Source organism: Bacillus sp. FSL R12-0074, assembly GCF_038005725.1.
GTDB classification, from domain to species: domain Bacteria; phylum Bacillota; class Bacilli; order Bacillales; family Bacillaceae_G; genus Bacillus_A; species Bacillus_A mycoides.
On record NZ_JBBOTR010000001.1, the window covers coordinates 3,113,887 to 3,131,454 of the forward strand.

The following is a 17,568-nucleotide window of genomic DNA, read 5'->3' on the forward strand; positions in this document are numbered from 1 at the left end:
TGATAGCGATGTAGCAAGTCCCCTTTTAGAATAGTAGAGTATAAACGTGAAAAAACTTCTAACAAATTTTGTTAGAAGTTTTTTAAAATACGTGATATTTTATTTGTCAATTTTTTTAATCTTCCTTATTGATTTCTATTGTGCCTGTTCTAGCACTAACCTTTAAAATATTTAATAGATTCTCAGGTGTCTTGATTTCCACTTCATATTCAAATTTAGATTGTGCTAAGTTGTCATCTTCTAATTCGAATTCTTTTTTCACATTAATAATTTCTCCATTTGTATGAGCTAAAGAAATTTCACGAACCTGTTTCTCTGTATAGTTTTCATTCTTTTTCGCATAATTGTAGCCCATACCATAATATCCACCAACAATAGCAATACCACTTACTAAAATAGCAATTACACTTATAATTATTTTCTTTTTATGTTTTAACATTTCCATCCACTCCTTAATAATTAATCATTTATTCCAAATCTTGCTTCAAGTACATTTTCTGCTTGCTCTAATTGATCTTCAAGTATATCTTGTTCTCTTTCTTGTATTTGATATTGTTCAACAGTTATCGTTCCAGCGTGAAAATCTGCTTCTAGCTGATCATCAGATAGATCTATCTTGTCATCTAATTGGTCAATTTCTTTTTTTGCTGCTAAGTACGTATTTAAGTTATCTTCTTTTGCTCCAACTGGTTTCGTATTATTTGCCTTTTCTACAATAGATGTGACTTCGTTTTTGAAATCTTGTGTTTGCTTAGTATCATTCATAGCAGGCCCTGTTTTGTGTGGTTCTTGTTGTAGTTGAGCACCTTCTTTTTGTGATTTATCGTTTTCTACTTTCAGTTGTTGTACTTCTGTATCGTTATCAGCTTGAGTCGAACAAGCTGTTAAGAATAAACAAGACATTGCTCCAATCATCATCCATTTTCCCATTATGTTCTCCTCCCTTTACATGTGCACCTTATCCATGTCCTTATATTACTGAACAAACATTAAAGGAAGATTAATGTGCAAAAAAATAAAATGATATAATTAAATAGTTTCTAATCTTTCTTTAATGTTTTGAAATTATAGTGATACATATAAATAAGAAGAAAAGGAGAATGTTAATGCGAGTTCTTATTGTCGAAGATGAACAAGACTTACAAAATATATTAGTAAAACGATTAAATGCAGAATATTATAGTGTCGATGGATGTGGGAATGGAGAAGATGCATTAGATTATATAAGCATGGCTACCTACGATTTGATTGTGCTTGACATTATGATTCCCGGAATAGATGGTTTACAAGTATTACAAAGATTACGCGCGGACAATAATACCACTCCTGTCTTGCTTCTTACAGCTAAAGATACAATTGATGATCGCGTAACAGGACTCGACTTAGGTGCGGACGATTATTTAGTAAAGCCGTTTGCTTTTGATGAACTGTTAGCAAGAATTCGAGTGTTGATGCGAAGAAAAACAGGAAATACATCTAATGTGTTTGAAATCGCTGACCTAGTGGTGGATTGCAATATGCATAAAGTAACAAGAGGAGATCAAGTTATCAATCTTTCCAGTAAAGAATTTGCTATTTTAGAATATATGATTCGTAATAAAGAAGTTGTGTTGACACGAGATAAAATTGAGCAACATGTGTGGAATTACGACTATGAAGGTGGCTCGAATATTATTGATGTTTACGTCCGATACCTTCGTAAAAAAATTGATAGCCAGTTTGAAACGAAGTTAATTCATACTGTACGAGGCACTGGTTACGTATTGCGAGTTGAATCATGAAAAGACTATCAATAAAAATGAGAGTGACCCTATGGTATACGGGGCTAGTTGTAATTATTATGGCACTCGTGTTAGCTTTTATTTTAACTTCTTCAGATAAAGTTGTGCTTTTTAATATGAAAAATCAATTGAAGAGCACAGTAAAAGAAAGTGTTGAAGATATCGAATATAAGCATGGACAGTTAAAGATTGACGATGAATTTGAAGCCTTAGAAGATGGAGTAAATATCATCATTTATAGTAAACAAGGTGAGCTGCTGGCAGGACATAATCCAACAACCTTTAATAAAAAGGTATCGCTTAAATCCGATGAAATACAAACCATTAAAGACGGTAATAAGGAATGGATAGTATATGATTTTCTCCATAATGTAGGCGGCGATGAGCAAGTCTGGGTTCGTGGCATAATGACCATGAATCAATTATCATCGACCATGAATACGCTTATTGTGGTAACACTCATCTCATTTCCATTGCTTATTCTCATTGCGGCAGTGGGAGGATATTTTATTACGCAAAGAGCGTTTCGACCTGTGCAACAAATGAGTGATTCAGCCAGTGAAATTGGTGATGGTAAAGACCTTTCGAAGAGAATTAATTTACAAGGTTCATCGAAAGACGAAATGTATCATTTAGCACAAACCTTTGACAAAATGTTTGAGCGATTGGAGACATCATTCGAAAGTGAAAAACAATTTACATCTGACGCATCTCATGAATTAAGAACACCAACATCTGTTATTATTTCGCAATGCGAATACGCTTTATCGCAGAGGAATAATCCGAAAGAAATGGAAGAATCGTTAGAAGTAATTTTAAGGCAATCGCGTAAAATGTCCGCGTTAATCTCGCAACTCTTATTATTAGCACGAGTTGACCAAGAAAAGCATAATACTTTTCAATTTGAATGTATCAATATGAGTGAATTAACGGAAATCGTTGTAGAAGAGCTTTCATTAATGGTTCAAGAAGCTTCGATTAATATAACAACAAATATAGAGGAAGACCTGTTTATTAAAGCAGATCAAACATTGATGATGCGTTTATTAATGAATTTACTAACGAATGCGATTGCTTATAGCAAAGCGAACGGCACTGTGAATATGCAACTGTTCCGGGATGAAACCAACATAATAGGTAAAGTCTCCGATAATGGCATAGGCATCAGCGAGCAACATATTGCGAAAATATGGGACCGCTTCTATCGAGTTGACGCAGCACGAACATCTTCAAACAATGGAAACACAGGTTTAGGATTGTCGATGGTAAAATGGATTATAGAACTACACGGAGGAGAAATTACCGTTGAAAGTGAATTAGGAGAAGGCAGTACTTTTACATTTAAACTACCAATTGAAAACCGAGCATAATGTATGCTCGGTTTTCGCTTTAGAATAAAGATTGATTAAAAAGCTCTCTTCAGTCCTTATTTAAAAGTAAATACAAAAACTCCATTTTGAAAAAAAGCGATCAAAATGGAGTTACTCTTTTTAGCTATATATGAGATTTTATAAAACCATCTACTTAAATCTATTTTCCAAGTATACCATTCAACAATCTGAAATATTCTAATCAACACAATCACTCATTTAACTAAAAAAATTGGTTAATTGCATAATGCTCTTCTGACTTTCCTTGCAAAAATTAGTGGATCATCAACGTCTTCGATATTAACGTAAATTAAATTTGGATCATCACATAACCACTCATTGTGTATAGACGAAACAATTATTCCTTGTTTAATAATTGTAGCAACAAATTCAGTGACTTCCTTTTGTAAGAGTGCTACCCGCCCTAGACATAATGCCCGTCCAGTTTTATTATCTCGTGATTCGAATGAGAAGGAAGTTGTTACTCTAAAACGTTTCCCCAAGATTGTTGCTTGTATTTCATCTCGATTTATTGTTGCCACGCATTTTCCACCGGCGAATCCTTCTTGGCCGCCGATAATTCTTGCAAACTGTTGACAAATTGATTCCTCATTAATCGCCATACCTTTAATCATCCCCCCTTTTACTGTTAGGTTATGAATTCATACATAGGTCTGAAACGGTAATGAATCTATTCTATTACAAAAAAGATGATGGCAATCTAACGAAATCTGTTAGCTCAATTATTCTTGATTATTTGAATTAACTCGGCTATATATGTTAAGACATTTTTAGAGAGCATAAAAAAGACACCCTAAGGTGCCATCCTCCGACTTGAGAATCATATCTATGTATGGAGAAATTTAGAAAAGAGAAACTTCTAACTATAACTTATAGAGCTCTTATACCATGAATTACTTACATACATATTTCCTTATTTAACCGAAGAAGAATCCCGTTATATTACTTTCTGATCAGTCTCGTTAAAGCCATCCCAATAAATCCAGCACCCATCCCTATTAGCCATCCAGCATGAGTATCACCTAATATAGATCCCACTCCTCCGCCAAGAAACATGCAGCCAACGAATACTAATCCTCCAATTCCCCAATTCGGCCGTTCCATAATTCAATCACATCCCTTCAATAAAACATATGCGATTAACTAGCCTAACTTTCTTGCATGAGATAGTTAATTATTTTGCTTAGGTTTAGCACTTTCAGGGAATTCAAAAGATGCGGAAATTGAGCCATTTGAATGGATTGCAGAAGGTGAATTTAATTTTTTTATATTATAATAACTTAACGAAATCTGTTAGCTAAATTATTCTTGATCATATGAATTGTTACCAGAGTTTAAATGGTGCAGAATTTTTTTGTTATAAGGTGTTTTTCCTTTTCAGCTTGATGGGTATGGGGTGCTACTCCATCGCTATTAAGTTAAGAAACACATTCTTTCCCAAATGTTCAGTTAAAAAATGTCTTAGACTGCATTTAGTTGGTATAACTAGATTCCTCTATTCTAGTTTTCTAAATGTAATACTGGAAAAGATTTAACCTTGTCATTGGAGGGCACATATATTCATGACAATTAATTAAAATAGATCCTGCACTATGAAATAAATTTTTAGATAAACCAAAATAACAAGCAAAAAGCCCCTTCAAATTTGAAGGGGCCTTTTAGTATATAGAAATTAGCTTAAATCAAAGATAACATTTCTTGAAAGGGGGCATTTTTATATTATTCAGGTTTATTGAGGAGCCTTCGTTTGAAGCAACTTTAACCCCATACCAATAAAAATCATTCCAGTTACTTTATTTAGAATCATCCCTACCTTTTGATTTCCTCTTAATTTTTTTGTGACATATGAAGAGAAATAAGCAACAAATAAACACCACAATAATCCAGTGACTGTAAAAGTAATTCCTAAAATGATAAAAGGCATAGGGCCTGAAGCCTTTGTATCTATAAATTGCGGAAGAAACGCAATAAAGAATAAAGAGACTTTTGGATTCGTGAGACTTGTTAAGAGTCCTTGTAAATATATCTTTCTAATGTTCAATTTATTGGATGAGGCTTGGAAAGCTACATTTGTTTTATCAAGTATCATTTTAATCCCTAAATATACAAGATAGATAACACCTATAACCTTAATGGTGTTAAATAACACAATGGATTTTGTAAGTATAATAGATAAACCAAAAGCAACCAATAATGTATGAACTAAAGAACCAGTAATAATACCAAAAACAGAATACACACCTGCTTTTCTACCTTGTGAAATACTTCTTCCCACAATATACATGGTGTCTGCGCCAGGAATTAGATTTAATAAAATCCCTGTTAGTAAAAACACTTCGTAATTAATAATACCGTACATTCTAGCACCCCTATCTATTTTTTTGGTGCCCTTATTGATATTAAATTAAATAAAAGAAAAAGAAAAGTGTTTTCTATTTATTCAATAAAATTAATGATTTTTTGATTTACAACCAATAAAACTGATGGAGTGTATCATTCGTATCGCGGACCCAAAACTCACTATTGAATAAGTAAAACCCCAGAAATCCAAAGGTCTCTGGGGCTTCATTATATATTTAGCTCTTTTTGCTTTTTGTTTTGTTTATGTCTATGCAGCAATTTTCGACTTATGAGAGAAATCAGTAATAAGATCAGTATTAGTACGAAAAGTTGCATAAATGATAAATCAAAATATTTAGCACCTGTAACTATTAAAAGTGTAGAAATCGTACCTTTTACAATGAAAAAAATAATAATCCATAATCCGCCTTTTTTCCAGTTCATTTTTATTTTACCCTTTCCTACGCTTAAATTCTTAAATGGGACACCTTAATAGAAATCTATTATACTAATAAAAAAGTAAACTTTTTCACAAAAATCATGTCCAATTACATGCGACGATTTCATAATAAATGAAAATGATATTCAGTGTCAATTTTATTGACTATTTGAATATCTATTTATCATCTCAATCTCTTTCTACTTCGTTTCTTATAGGCAATGAACTCTTGTTTTCAAACAAAAAACACCTCCATTGAAATTGCACACTTAGTATGCAATTTCACGAGGTGTTTTTTCATTTACCATCAGATAAGATTTCCTGCTTTATTTATTTCTTGATACGTAGCTATTTTCTAGTACACAATAACTGGATCATTAGTGTTCAAACTATCATATACAGTTTTTGCAACATTAGGAAGAAGGTTTACACACCCGCCTGATCCCCCTGTTAAATAGGCATTATTTGCCCAGTCTTTTCGCCAGCCTGCATCATGGAATCCTTGGCCGCTATTTGTGAATGGAACCCAGTAATCTACCTTAACTGCATAATCAGCTTTACCTACTGCGCTGCCTTTCAGCGTGTATGGTGTTCGTTTATATAGAACGTACCACACACCTGGTGATGTATCTTCACTCGTGCTATGTTTACCAGTTACTACATTTGTTGTGACGACTAATTTCCCATCTTTATAAATCCAAATTTGCTGATCTGCAATTGAAACTTCCGCATACGTGTCTCCGATGCCATTATTCGATGTTGTTTCATAACCGATACCTTCCTTCTCCCAACCATTTCCATGGATATTAGAAGCAGATAGCGATTTTTCACCCTTTTCAAAAGCTTGTTGAACTTGTTTTGTTTCTTTTTCAACATCTAGTGCCCAGCCGTAGCCTTGTCCTTTTACTGATATGACCGAACCGGAATGGGTTTTAAAGCTGAAATTTTTATTTAATGTTGATTTAGCATTATTAATTTCAGCAATCTTATTCTTAATGTCGCTCGCATCGATTGTAACTTTCATATCCTTTGACATAGAGGCATTTTGAATTAAATCTTTCGCTTTTAAAGGATACACTTCATTCTGCACTTTATACTCAACAGACTGCCCAAGAAGATTCTGTAGTGCTTTCTCCTCTTTTTTGACAATCGGATCGTCTTCTTTAATAGGCTGTATGTATGTAGACTTCAGATGAATTTCACTTTTATACTTCTGCTTGTCGTAATCTTTCAGTAGACTAGTAACGTCATACTGTTTTCCATCAACGCTCTTCGAAATAACAACTTTTCCTTGTTCAAGCTTCGCCATAGCATCTTGAGGCGCTTGTAATTTTTCATTCATAGAGATGAGCTTTTCTTCTACAAGTTTTTTCATCGTTTCACTACGATACTGATCCGCCTTTTCCGGTAGCACTGAATAATTTTTTTCCTTTGAGGAAGGGAAAAATGTCCACTGGCTTTTTAATAGTTTCTTAACTTGAGGCAAATCTTTTTCCGTAAGTTCTGTTTTTGTCTCTTTTTCATCTAAAATTTGTTGTTGATCGACATAGACTTTGTTTGCTAGTCCAGATGTTTTTAATTTCTGTATTGCCTGATCAGCGTTCAGACCACCGACTTTTGTGTCATTAATCGTAACATTTGAATTGAAGTGAGTTGCCTGATAATAACTCATTCCTCCAATGAGAAGTACAATTACACCAACACCCGCTGCAATAAGCTTCCAATTTATAAAACGTTTGCTTGATCTTACTCGTTTTCTCTCAACTTCTTCAACTGATTCATTTATTGGATTATTGTTCATCAATCTTTCCCCCGTATACATTAACGTCAATCGATTTTAAACTAAAACCATTGACTAGTGTACCTTATTTTTCCTAAAATTTCATTATTTTTAAAAAGATTTTATCTCATTTAATTAATTAAATTCGGATTTTTCAATAGTACGATACATTGAATAACCCTTTACAAGTAATAAAGTGAAACTTTAATCAACTGTTACACCAAGGGATTTAGCTAAATCTCTTGGGAAAGCTTTTTCTCTTTACGTAAAATACGAAGTATGTTCTCCATTTTTATGAACATCACCCCTAATTTTGCCAAAAACTTTTACATTATTAGTTTATATAATTCTGTTATTAATGTTAAATTTTTTACATTTCAAAAAAAATAAACGATAGTCCTTCTACATCTTAGATAGAAAGAATACCGTTTTTTCGTTTAGAGTATTTGTATATACTTCCAAATATTAAGACGCTAGCATGGATGATGCCCCCAGGTATGAGAATCTAAAGTATTTGAATAAGAAACTTTACTCCGTTCGTTATAGTTATTTACATCATAATATAATTATATATATACCTTAAGAACTTAAAATAGCTATTTAAAAATATAGTTGCTAATTTTATTTCAATCTTCCTTGCACCCAAGTAGCAATATCATTTATAACATACTCAGGGATATTAGCAGGACTATAATATTCATCCAATTTACTTGACTCTCCATCTCCTTCTGTAAAGAAGTGATTTAACTTTGGATATAGTCGATAATCAATGTTATCTCGCTCTTTTAATTGTTCTTTCCAAAAAGGAATTTCAATTTTTGATGGAACTCGATTGTCTCTTTCTCCTTGAAGAATAAGAAGCGGTGTTTTTTGTTCTTTTGACATTTCTGCTGCTTTAATTTTACGGATAGAATCCCAATATACTGGTGGTCCTAAAGAAAAATCCTTTGGAGGATTCTGACTAGAGAAATTAGGATCCTTTAATAATTCAAATTGCGATTTGTAAAATTTATATTCTTCTGGTTTCATTTCTCCAATAGAAAGACGATACTCAAGTTGATCTAAAACATTGTCTGTGAATGCCTGGGCCGCTCCTCCCATCACAATTGCCCCTGCAATATTTTGATCTTGATTTTTTTCAATTATCCTCGGAATCATCATTCCACCTTGACTATGACCAAGAATATAAATTTGATTCTTATCTATCATAGGTTCATTTTGAAGAAATTGATTCACAAGAAGAGCATCATCTGTTGTCTCTTTATCAACTGTATAAAAAGGACTAAGTTCTGTTTTCAATCCATGTTCATAGGTTCGTTTATTATAGCGAAGGACAGCAATTCCTTTCGAGGCAAGACCTTCAGCTAAATCGCGAAATGGTTTTAAAGCATACGTTGCTGAATCCTGATCGGCTGCTCCAGCTCCATGAACAAGAATAACCGCTGGAAAAGGACCCTTTCCCTTTGGAATAGATAATGTTCCTGGTAATGGAAATGCACCACTTCCAACTACTACTTCTTTATCAATAAATGATTCAGGCTTACTATATGATGGCCGATCTGCAACAGGACTAAACGACATACTGAGTTGAAAATCATCTATTTTTCCAGATGGATCTAGTTTTATTAGTAAAGGTACAGTCATTTGTTCAAAAACTAATTTAATCTCTACATTTGTATGAACAGAATTTGTCTCTTTTTGTGTAACCTCTCCAATTTCTATAAAAGAACCTTTTTGTAATTGCGTAGGAAGTTCCTCCCAATAGTTCTTCAGCCATTTTTCGGATATTATTTTCTGTAATGATCGAGAAGTTAAACCAAATGCAGATTTATAATCTTCAGCATGCATAGAACGGATAAATGAAAGAGTAGTAGATATAACAGGATTTTCATCTTCAATATTGTCTATTTTTTTTATATTTGTGTTTGTTTCCTTTAATGTCGATTTAAATGGGTGGCTGAAGGGGGTATTATATGTATTTGGATATAAACTTGTTTTCAACACGTCCTTATTCCGTCCCTCGAACAAGTTTGCATAATCCTCGAAATTTTTAGGTGAAATTACTTCCTCCGCATATGAAACCGAAGGAATAGTTATCGCACAAATTGCACTGACAAGTAATAACTTACTCCCTATTCTTGTTTTCGTGCTCATATTTATTAATTCTCCCTTCACAATTAAAATTTTTAATACAGCATGCCTAGTACTATAAGGAAATAGAAATTTTCAAGGTAATTAATAATTTACTTTACGATCCCCCTAACAGGTTAAAAAGCTATTATAAACAAACTTTAATATAAAATGCCTTCTCCCTCTTTTTCCACATGTATGTTAACTCTAGAAATTACTTCTTTTCTTTAAAACACTCTTTTTACTGGTTTGTTTTTCATATATAAGTCGTACCTGTTTCCCCCTTCGCGCCATTTTATATTTTTATCATTTACAATGAAAATCTCTTTTTCCTTACCTATTCCTTACAAATCCCTTACATCCAGAATCGCTTGTATAATAGTGCTGTAGGAACCTCTGTGCCCGAAAGCTCAAAAAAAGAAACACCGATGTTATTTGCTTTGGTGCTTCTTTTTCTCGCTTTAAATTTTGATTATTTTTCTTGCTATGTAACACAAATTACATTGTGCTGTCTGGAACACTCCTAACGTTGTTAAAATCACTTGTTTCAATAGTAAAATTTATACTAGAGGGTACTCATATCCAACAGTTTAAGAAAAAGAAACGCCTCAAAACAAAAAATGAGCTGACTTCTCAAAATAACTAAATGTAGAGACAGAAAATTTTCATTTAAGGGTGACTTCAAAACCATTAACTTAAGAAACGGATATTCTCCAGAACGAAAAATAAGAAGGTTTCTTTCAAAATACTAGCTTGATGTACATTAATTGGCACCATAATATGATTGAATTAAACTCATTACAAACAGCTAAGAAAGTGATTGCTGGAATAGAAGTTATGCTTATAATCAAAAAAGGACAAACTCCCCAAGGGGAAAAGTTTGTCCAATACCATAATCGCTCTGGTTTAATAATATTTAATTCAGTTCCGCTAGGAATTTTTCATTCTTTTTCATATCCCACTATTTTTGCATCAGAACTAACAATAGTAAATTAGAATAACGACTTAATACTTGCTAGGACAGTAAGTATACCTACAATAATGACAAACACATTGCTCATTTTCCCTCTGTATTTAGCCAGTACTGGTACTTTACGAATCGCATACATTGGTAATAGACATAAGATCGCAGCAACTAATGGACCGCTAAGAGCATCAATGATTCCAAGAATACTTGGATTTGCATAAGCAACATACCAGCATGTTAATACGACAAAAGTAAGAATCATTGTCTGAACTGTTTTTTCTCCTATATCTTTCCCGCGTTTTTTACCGGACTTCATAATCATGTCACGCATTACCTCATACGCTCCTACATAATGGCCAAGGAAAGACTTTGTAATAGCCACAAAAGCAATGATAGGAGCTGCAATAGTGATTACAGGCGAATTAAGCTCATTAGCAAGATATGATAGGATTGACAAGTTCTGTTCTTTTGCCATCTTAAGATCATCTGGAGTCAAACTTAAAGTACTGCTCCAAACAAAGAACATAACAACAGCGAATGTCATGATATAGCAAACTTTTTGTATTTGAGCACACTTGGCATCAGTAGCTTCTATTCCATACGTAGCTCTCTGTTTCATAACGAATGACGAAATCATAGGAGAATGATTGAACGAGAATACGATGATTGGTAGTATCATCAATATCACTCCAAAATACCCTGTTCCTGTTGAAGCAGTAGACGCACTTGAGAAACTAAGCATTGACGTATTCCACTGTGGAATTAAAGATATTGAGATAAACAGTAAAGAAGCTATGAAAGGATATACTAGCATGCTCATTATCTTTACAGTGATATCTTGACCGAAATTTAGTATAGCGATAAGACCGAGTACTAATACAAGTGATAAAATGGCCCTTGGAGGCTCCGGCATGTGCAATTGATGCACGATAAAACTACTTGCAGTATTTGTAAGTGCAACCGAATACATCAGTACGATCGTATAAATTGAGACGAAATATACTATGTTAAAAATTATACTTGCCTTATTGCCAAAATACTCTCTTATTGTGCCTGTAATCCCCTCATCAGCAGAATTGGAAGCGTATATCATTTTAGCAAGTGCCCTATGTGAGTAATACATAACAGGAAATGCAAGTATCGTAATTAACAGTAATGATAATAAACCACCTGAACCTGCATTAATAGGTAAGAAGAGTACTCCTGCTCCAATTGCTGTTCCAAATAGACTCAATGCCCAGGTAGTATCCTGTTTATGCCACTTTTTAGGGTCTAGATATTTCTCATTTTTTACTGCAGTATTATCAACTTGAAATTCTATGTTTTTTGCAGTATTCCCATTCATATAATAATTCCTCCTAGTTTCCTATTCTTACTTCTCTATTTAAGGCATCGGAATATAGACCGTTCTTGAAAAATGAATTGTTTATAAAGTGCGCCACATCGTATATCCTTCTTCTAAGTTAATTAAAATCAAAAAATTAGCGAAGCATCAACCTGACGGGGTTGTCACCACTTACAAAATATTCCAATTATATAGTAGTATATTTTATTAGTAATTCCCCCAATATACAGACATCCTTAGGCGAACAATAGAGAATAGATTGTTAACTTTTTCACAATATACCCGATAATTGTTCATTGATTTGATTATTTCTCTCCAAAGATTTTATTTTTAATGGCAATCCCTGTAGGTGTAGCTGCAATTCCACCTAAACCTGTCTCTCTTAATTCGCGAGGCATCTGTCTTCCAACTCTATACATCGCTTCAATAACTTCGTCAGCATTGATGATATTGTTTACGCCGGCTAATGCGATGTCCGCTGCTGCTAAAGCATTTGCCGTTCCAATGGCGTTTCTCTTTACACAAGGAATTTCTACTAAACCAGCGACCGGATCACAAACTAAACCGAGTAAATTTTGTAATGCAATCGAAAAAGCTTCAGAAGATTGCTGTGACGTTCCACCTGCAGCTTCAACCGCAGCTGCAGCCGCCATTGCTGAGGCACTGCCTACTTCAGCTTGACATCCTCCGTACGCTCCTGAAATACAAGCGTTGTTTGCGACTATCGTTCCAAATAACGCTGAAGTAAATAGAAAATGAATCATATCTTCATGACTTAACTCCAACGTATCTTTAATACTAAATAGGACTCCCGGAATCGTCCCACTCGCACCTGCTGTTGGAGTTGCACAAATAGCTCCTAATGCAGCATTTACTTCATTAACACCGATAGCACTTTGGATCCCTAACACCATCAAATCTCCAGAAAGGGTTTTCCTATTTTCTCGATAGTTTTTAATTTTAACAGCATCACCTCCGGTTAAACCAGTTGGAGAAAATACACCGTCGCCCTCGATACTTTTATTTATAGCATTTTGCATAGTCGCTAAATTTCGTTCCATTTTACTCCAAACTTCTTCATAAGTAGATTTAGTTTGTTCAATTTCCTGTTCAATTGCTAATTCATAAATTGTCTTTTGGCTTTTATTAGCTGCATCCACAATTTCTTTTATGGCCATATACATATTTTTTCACTCCCTAATGTAACTAAAGAATAATGAGCTTAGCTATATTGCTTAAATTTCCTAATTCCTCCTGAAGATTACCAGGCAATAGCGAATCCAATGCGAATGCATATAAATATTTCCTATTTCCTTCTAAACTATGAAAGTTATTAATTTCTACATCATATTGTTTAAAGATTCTGCGTAAAACAAATTCAAAGTCAGCTCTTTCGGAAATTGCAATAATGACTGGCAATGGCCCCTGCAGATCTAAACTAAATCCGTCAATTTCAACATGTTTGATTTCAATTAATCCACCGCCGACAGAAATACCCATCGTTCTAATACTTCGACTTTCATCCTCTAAATATACATCTGCCGTATTTGGATGACCAGCAGGACTATCACCTGCTTCTTCAATAAAGGTAATTTCAATTCCTTTAGATTCTGCTATTTCAATAGCATCTGGCACTTTGCTGTCATCGGCAGCAAATCCTAATATCCCAGCAATAATTGCAAAATCAGTTCCGTGACCTTTATGGGTTTCAGCAAATGATTCATAATACCTTACCACGACTTTTTTTGGAAGACCTTGAAATAATTTATTGCCCACCGTTCCAATAGCCAAAGCACCTGCAGTATGTGAACTTGAAGGACCTATCATTATGGGCCCAATCACATCAAAACAACTTTTGTATTTAACAACCTTTTTTTCTTTAATAGATGCTACATTCATGTTCATATAAGCACCCCCATAATTTATTATTTTTAATTGCAGTTGAATCTAATTTATTAAAATGACTGATTCAAAACAAGACCTTATTGAAGGCGCTTTCATTATCGTGTCAAATACACTTTTCCTTTTGATCACATACCTTTCTTAGAGTAATCATGTCAGTATGTCCAAATTTAAAAGGTTACTTACAATGTCATTAGGATTTTTGCAAAAAAACTAGGTTTGATACTTTCTCTAGAGGTAATAAATTCTTTCTCGACGCCCTCATTATAGCTTGTATATTTATGAGTACAATATTTTTTTATTTTTAGAAAGATTGAATAAACAGAATCTTGAATAGGTAATAGATTACACTTAGCATGTAGCAATTGTGTCCTTTGTTTGAAGCTGTATTAGTTATTAGAAAAGCAAAAATAACACAGAGTTCCTTTCATTAACACATTGATTATATTGGAAAATCATTATAATGATACTTATATTATCCTTTGTTGAAACATTTAATTTTGGACATGAAAGCTGTTGCAATAAATGATTAATATAGATAGCAAGTAATAAATTAATGAACTATAAAATCATTTTTGAATATTAATCATTAATTTTGCATTAATATTCATTTTTCAGAAAAAAGGAACTTCTTTTTTATAATCTTAACTTAAAGTAATATTTTGGTAATACCCAACAATTTACACCATCCCCTTTACAGTTATGGAAACCCTAATTAGATTTAAAAAGAGAGAAGGGCTCATCGATGCTCCTCTCTCTTTTTTATTTACTTAAGATTACTATTCAAATTGCTTATTGCATCTTTAAGCTGACTTTTAAATTATAAACTTTAATTTCCATACTTCTTTACAAGCCGATAAATGAAAAAAGTATATGTTCCTTCAAAATTAAGTTATAAAAGAGTTATGTTTTCCTGTAACATATTATTCATCCTTCTATTCACAGACAGTACGCTTCCACACTAAATAAAATCTCTCCGTAAACGTCCAATAGCTCTAAAATATACAAAAATTGAAGAATATGAAAAAAACACTCTTATGAGTGCCCTTCTTAGCAACTAAGTCCGCTGCAGCTATTACCATATCTCATATGAATTTCGCCTGTAAGAGGAAATTTTAAGTTCATATTTAATTATTAAAATAAACCGCACCAAAGTTTTCATTAAATCTTTTACACCAAACAGAAACCGAACCATATTCACTTACATCTATCCCTTCAGGAATTTCGTAGTTTTGGTCTCCTTTATTTCCCTTTAATTTTCCTAATTCAATATACTGATAGTTTTTCACGTCTTCATTATTTTTCAAACGATTTGTAGGAACTAATACAACTCGTACATCTGGCCCATTAGATGTTGCAAAATCAGAAAGTCGTAAAACACGTTTTCCATCCGCTAATTGGTAAATTTTTGCCGTTCCAGTTGTTTCATGGACACCGTTTTGAAACTGACCTTCCCTTATTACTCGATCACTTTGTTGCCTTACTTCAGTTGATTGTATCTCTGCTTGTGGCAATGATTCATTTACGTGCTTATCAATAAATAATTTCTCTGGTCGGAACAATGACCATAAAATCCCCAATACAATTATCAAACCACCTATAAGCCATACATATTTTCTTTTCATAAAGTAAAAAACCTCCTGTAACATACTGTGTAGTAGTATGTTAACAAGAAGGTCTTTCATTTTTCTAACGTAAATGTTACAAAAGTCTTTCAGCCGTCTTATTTTTTTACTGATGTGATGGGAAGAGTGAACCAAAATTCACTTCCCTGCTTACCATCTGCGCGATTCCTTACACCAATTTCCCCTTTGTGCATTTCAATCAATGATTTTGCAATAGCTAATCCAAGTCCGGAACCTCCAGATTGTGAACTTCTTGATCGATCTGTTCTAAAAAAACGTTCAAATACGCGTAATTGATCATTTGGAGAAATTCCCATTCCTTCATCCCGCAAAGTGAATTGGACCTGTTGAGTTGGTTTATTTTCCACTACAGTCAATTCAATTGTTCCAGAGATAGGAGAATATCGAATTGCATTATGTAATAAATTACCTATGACCCTTTCTATTTTACAAGGCATAATCAAAAGTCGAGGTAATGTATCAGGGACATCCAATTTCACATGGATTTGTTTGTCTCCTAATAAGACAGAATGTGACTCTAATACATCTAATAGAACTTTATCTAAATGTGTGAAACTTGGGTGAAAATCTACTTGCTCAAACTCTAACTTTGAAAGATCAAATAAGTCGTTAATTAATCCATTTAATCTTTCTATTTCTTTTAAAACCGTTGCTAAGTATTGCTTTTTCATTTCAGGATCTTCAATCAGGTTATCTTGTAATGCTTCTATCATCATTTGCATGCTAGTCATAGGTGTTCGTAAGTCGTGTGAGATATTGGTAATTAGCTCCTTACGAGAGTTTTCCTGTTCCTCTAACTTAGTAAACCCTTCTTCTAATTTTTTTGCCATCTGTTGAAAGGCTGTTGCCAATTCTTTAAACTCACGTGGTTCTTGCCCAATTATATACATCGTTTCAAAGTGTCTATCACTAAATTGTTTCGTCAATTTTATTAAATTTTGTATAGATCTCATGATAGGACGTGTCATTAACCAATAAATAAACGTTGAAATAATGAATGCCACAAATGCAATTACTGTTAATAACCGCGTTTGTTCCGGTTCAAGTAACATTTTCGTATCACTATACCATATAGCAATTACCATAATACTAGTACTTAATAGATTCATGAGTAACAATTGAATACGTAATCTCATGTTTCATTTCCTCCATTTGGCTCAAAGCGATATCCTATACCCCAAACCGTATGAATCCAACGATTCTTTATCGTATGCTTCTCGAGCTTTTCACGTAAACGACTCACTAACACGGTAACTGTGTTTGATGCTCCTTCATGTCCAAAATCCCAAATTAATTCAAGAAGCTGCGAGCGAGAAAATACTTGTTTTGGATGCTTTGCCATGAGATAAAGTACCTCAAACTCTTTCACCGTTAACTCCACTTCCTTATTACAAACAAGTACATATCTTGTCTTTGGATATATTTTTAAATCTGGAAACTCTATCACTTCCAATAAGGATTCTTTCGCTTGTATTTGTACATGGCTTCCTCTTCTTAGTATAATTTGAACCCTTAATACTAATTCACGAGGGGAAAATGGCTTTGTTAAATAATCATCTGCCCCCATTGTTAAGCCTAAAATTCGATCCCTTTCCTCTCCCTTAGCAGTTAACATAATAATAGGGACATTTGATTGTTGACGAATTTCCTCGCATAATTCCCATCCATCTTTTTTTGGCATCATCAAATCTAATATAATTAAATCTGGTTGATGTGTAAGAAATAAATCCCAACCTTCTTTACCATTTACAGCGGTATAAACTTCATATTCTTCTCTTTCTAAATACCGTTTGCATACTTCTCGAATATTTTCTTCATCTTCTACGATTAAAATTCTTTTCTTCATA

16 protein-coding genes and 1 pseudogene are annotated in these 17,568 nt (G+C 33.5%); 3 read left to right on the forward strand and 14 right to left on the reverse strand.

Translation table 11 applies throughout. The features are described 5' to 3' along the window. Positions 1 to 115 precede the first annotated feature (115 nt). A complete protein-coding gene (locus NSS97_RS16235) occupies positions 116 to 439 on the reverse strand; it encodes a PepSY domain-containing protein (protein WP_002084636.1) in 324 nt (107 codons plus the stop codon). Positions 440 to 459: 20 nt separating this feature from the next. After that, on the reverse strand, positions 460 to 930 hold the full coding sequence (locus NSS97_RS16240; protein ID WP_002165464.1) for a hypothetical protein: 471 nt from the start codon (positions 928 to 930) through the stop codon (positions 460 to 462). A gap of 176 nt (positions 931 to 1,106) precedes the next feature. On the opposite strand from NSS97_RS16240, the gene NSS97_RS16245 reads away from it, so the two are divergent. Further along, positions 1,107 to 1,781, forward strand: a complete 675-nt coding sequence (locus tag NSS97_RS16245) for a response regulator transcription factor (protein WP_002084633.1) — start codon at positions 1,107 to 1,109, stop codon at positions 1,779 to 1,781. Continuing rightward, positions 1,778 to 3,151: a sensor histidine kinase gene (locus NSS97_RS16250; RefSeq protein ID WP_341113400.1), complete on the forward strand. Its 1,374-nt coding sequence runs from the start codon at positions 1,778 to 1,780 to the stop codon at positions 3,149 to 3,151. Before NSS97_RS16245 ends, NSS97_RS16250 begins: the two co-directional genes overlap by 4 nt. A 236-nt stretch (positions 3,152 to 3,387) precedes the next feature. Here NSS97_RS16250 and NSS97_RS16255 read toward each other — a convergent pair whose 3' ends face one another. From NSS97_RS16255 to NSS97_RS16280, 6 genes are all read right to left on the reverse strand, one after another. After that, entirely contained in the window at positions 3,388 to 3,786 is a 399-nt protein-coding gene (locus NSS97_RS16255; protein ID WP_044444155.1) for a DUF1259 domain-containing protein, read from the reverse strand. Positions 3,787 to 4,114: 328 nt separating this feature from the next. Continuing rightward, a complete protein-coding gene (locus NSS97_RS16260; RefSeq protein WP_000441003.1) occupies positions 4,115 to 4,276 on the reverse strand; it encodes a hypothetical protein in 162 nt (53 codons plus the stop codon). Between the two features lie 625 nt (positions 4,277 to 4,901). Continuing rightward, positions 4,902 to 5,531, reverse strand: coding sequence for a LysE family translocator (locus NSS97_RS16265; protein WP_000274249.1), 630 nt, complete (start codon positions 5,529 to 5,531; stop codon positions 4,902 to 4,904). A gap of 209 nt (positions 5,532 to 5,740) precedes the next feature. After that, positions 5,741 to 5,956, reverse strand: a complete 216-nt coding sequence (locus tag NSS97_RS16270) for a hypothetical protein (RefSeq protein ID WP_002017170.1) — start codon at positions 5,954 to 5,956, stop codon at positions 5,741 to 5,743. Positions 5,957 to 6,306: 350 nt separating this feature from the next. Further along, the gene (locus NSS97_RS16275) at positions 6,307 to 7,752 is read right to left on the reverse strand and encodes a L,D-transpeptidase family protein (protein WP_113770561.1); all 1,446 of its coding nucleotides are present in this window, start codon (positions 7,750 to 7,752) and stop codon (positions 6,307 to 6,309) included. 600 nt (positions 7,753 to 8,352) lie between these two features. Then, positions 8,353 to 9,885 (reverse strand): alpha/beta hydrolase, encoded by a 1,533-nt coding sequence (locus NSS97_RS16280; protein ID WP_341113402.1) that lies wholly within the window; start codon positions 9,883 to 9,885, stop codon positions 8,353 to 8,355. Positions 9,886 to 10,638: 753 nt separating this feature from the next. Between NSS97_RS16280 and NSS97_RS16285 the strand changes: the two are divergent. Further along, positions 10,639 to 10,749, forward strand: a pseudogene (locus tag NSS97_RS16285) (IS6 family transposase); the annotation flags it as partial. 104 nt (positions 10,750 to 10,853) lie between these two features. Here the strand turns inward: NSS97_RS16285 and NSS97_RS16290 are convergent. From NSS97_RS16290 to NSS97_RS16315, 6 genes are all read right to left on the reverse strand, one after another. Next, complete coding sequence (locus NSS97_RS16290) at positions 10,854 to 12,173, reverse strand: aromatic amino acid transport family protein (protein WP_341113404.1); 1,320 nt, start codon at positions 12,171 to 12,173, stop codon at positions 10,854 to 10,856. A 305-nt stretch (positions 12,174 to 12,478) separates the two neighbouring features. Further along, the gene (gene sdaAA / locus NSS97_RS16295; RefSeq protein WP_341113405.1) at positions 12,479 to 13,357 is read right to left on the reverse strand and encodes an L-serine ammonia-lyase, iron-sulfur-dependent, subunit alpha; all 879 of its coding nucleotides are present in this window, start codon (positions 13,355 to 13,357) and stop codon (positions 12,479 to 12,481) included. Between the two features lie 22 nt (positions 13,358 to 13,379). Beyond that, positions 13,380 to 14,078 (reverse strand): L-serine ammonia-lyase, iron-sulfur-dependent subunit beta, encoded by a 699-nt coding sequence (gene sdaAB / locus NSS97_RS16300; RefSeq protein WP_341113407.1) that lies wholly within the window; start codon positions 14,076 to 14,078, stop codon positions 13,380 to 13,382. A gap of 1,124 nt (positions 14,079 to 15,202) precedes the next feature. Beyond that, positions 15,203 to 15,700 carry a DM13 domain-containing protein gene (locus tag NSS97_RS16305; RefSeq protein ID WP_002017161.1) on the reverse strand — a complete coding sequence of 166 codons (498 nt, stop codon included), beginning with the start codon at positions 15,698 to 15,700 and terminating at the stop codon, positions 15,203 to 15,205. A 98-nt stretch (positions 15,701 to 15,798) separates the two neighbouring features. Beyond that, positions 15,799 to 16,857: a sensor histidine kinase gene (locus tag NSS97_RS16310; RefSeq protein ID WP_044444150.1), complete on the reverse strand. Its 1,059-nt coding sequence runs from the start codon at positions 16,855 to 16,857 to the stop codon at positions 15,799 to 15,801. Continuing rightward, a complete protein-coding gene (locus tag NSS97_RS16315) occupies positions 16,854 to 17,567 on the reverse strand; it encodes a response regulator transcription factor (protein ID WP_002017159.1) in 714 nt (237 codons plus the stop codon). The genes NSS97_RS16310 and NSS97_RS16315 overlap by 4 nt, the downstream gene beginning before the upstream one ends. Position 17,568 lies beyond the last annotated feature (1 nt).

Excerpts from the sequence above, each read along its gene's own strand:
- NSS97_RS16235 (WP_002084636.1), bottom strand. The coding sequence starts at position 439 with ATGTTAAAACATAAAAAGAAAATAATTATAAGTGTAATTGCTATTTTA.
- NSS97_RS16240 (WP_002165464.1), bottom strand. The coding sequence starts at position 930 with ATGGGAAAATGGATGATGATTGGAGCAATGTCTTGTTTATTCTTAACA.
- NSS97_RS16245 (WP_002084633.1), top strand. The coding sequence starts at position 1,107 with ATGCGAGTTCTTATTGTCGAAGATGAACAAGACTTACAAAATATATTA.
- NSS97_RS16250 (WP_341113400.1), top strand. The coding sequence starts at position 1,778 with ATGAAAAGACTATCAATAAAAATGAGAGTGACCCTATGGTATACGGGG.
- NSS97_RS16255 (WP_044444155.1), bottom strand. The coding sequence starts at position 3,786 with ATGATTAAAGGTATGGCGATTAATGAGGAATCAATTTGTCAACAGTTT.
- NSS97_RS16260 (WP_000441003.1), bottom strand. The coding sequence starts at position 4,276 with ATGGAACGGCCGAATTGGGGAATTGGAGGATTAGTATTCGTTGGCTGC.
- NSS97_RS16265 (WP_000274249.1), bottom strand. The coding sequence starts at position 5,531 with ATGTACGGTATTATTAATTACGAAGTGTTTTTACTAACAGGGATTTTA.
- NSS97_RS16270 (WP_002017170.1), bottom strand. The coding sequence starts at position 5,956 with ATGAACTGGAAAAAAGGCGGATTATGGATTATTATTTTTTTCATTGTA.
- NSS97_RS16275 (WP_113770561.1), bottom strand. The coding sequence starts at position 7,752 with ATGAACAATAATCCAATAAATGAATCAGTTGAAGAAGTTGAGAGAAAA.
- NSS97_RS16280 (WP_341113402.1), bottom strand. The coding sequence starts at position 9,885 with ATGAGCACGAAAACAAGAATAGGGAGTAAGTTATTACTTGTCAGTGCA.
- NSS97_RS16290 (WP_341113404.1), bottom strand. The coding sequence starts at position 12,173 with ATGAATGGGAATACTGCAAAAAACATAGAATTTCAAGTTGATAATACT.
- sdaAA (WP_341113405.1), bottom strand. The coding sequence starts at position 13,357 with ATGTATATGGCCATAAAAGAAATTGTGGATGCAGCTAATAAAAGCCAA.
- sdaAB (WP_341113407.1), bottom strand. The coding sequence starts at position 14,078 with ATGAACATGAATGTAGCATCTATTAAAGAAAAAAAGGTTGTTAAATAC.
- NSS97_RS16305 (WP_002017161.1), bottom strand. The coding sequence starts at position 15,700 with ATGAAAAGAAAATATGTATGGCTTATAGGTGGTTTGATAATTGTATTG.
- NSS97_RS16310 (WP_044444150.1), bottom strand. The coding sequence starts at position 16,857 with ATGAGATTACGTATTCAATTGTTACTCATGAATCTATTAAGTACTAGT.
- NSS97_RS16315 (WP_002017159.1), bottom strand. The coding sequence starts at position 17,567 with ATGAAGAAAAGAATTTTAATCGTAGAAGATGAAGAAAATATTCGAGAA.